Genomic DNA, 473 nt, shown 5'->3' with positions numbered 1-473 from the left:
ACTCGTAACCCCTTTGCCAACTCTCCTTTTAATAGATTTGCTACACCAGAATCAGAATGGCTACTTAGTAAGGTATGTAATTCCTCTATAATCAATACCGATTTAGGTATGACTCTCAACTCTTGGGCGATATTTTTTAATCGGTCTTCAATTTCACCTTTATAAGACGCTCCTGCTATTAAAGCACTCATATCTAACTCATAAATAGATAGATCTACCAACCAGTCTGGAACTTCTTTAGCTCTTACTCTATCTATAAAACTTTTTATAACGGCTGTTTTCCCAACCCCCGAATCGCCAATCAATAAAATATTAGGCTTACTAAACCTTGAAAGTATTTCAACTATTTGTTGCGTTTCGGTGGCTCTCCCAACTATAGCATAATCGTATTTATTAGTTTCTTTTAATTTATCTATGCAGTATTTGTCTATAAATTTGGAAGAAGACTTCTTCTTTAATGTATAATCAGTATT

At 33.8% G+C, this 473-nt stretch carries 1 protein-coding gene; it reads right to left on the bottom strand.

From position 1 onward, the window contains the following. Nucleotides 1-473: AAA family ATPase (locus VQ048_RS12580; RefSeq protein WP_327611977.1), on the bottom strand; the 473-nt coding region annotated here is incomplete at both ends.

It is taken from the genome of Bergeyella anatis (genome assembly GCF_036016955.1).
Classification (GTDB): domain Bacteria; phylum Bacteroidota; class Bacteroidia; order Flavobacteriales; family Weeksellaceae; genus JAYWXI01.
The sequence above is the reverse complement of the archived record's forward strand: the minus strand, read 5'-3'. Positions and strand labels throughout refer to the sequence as shown.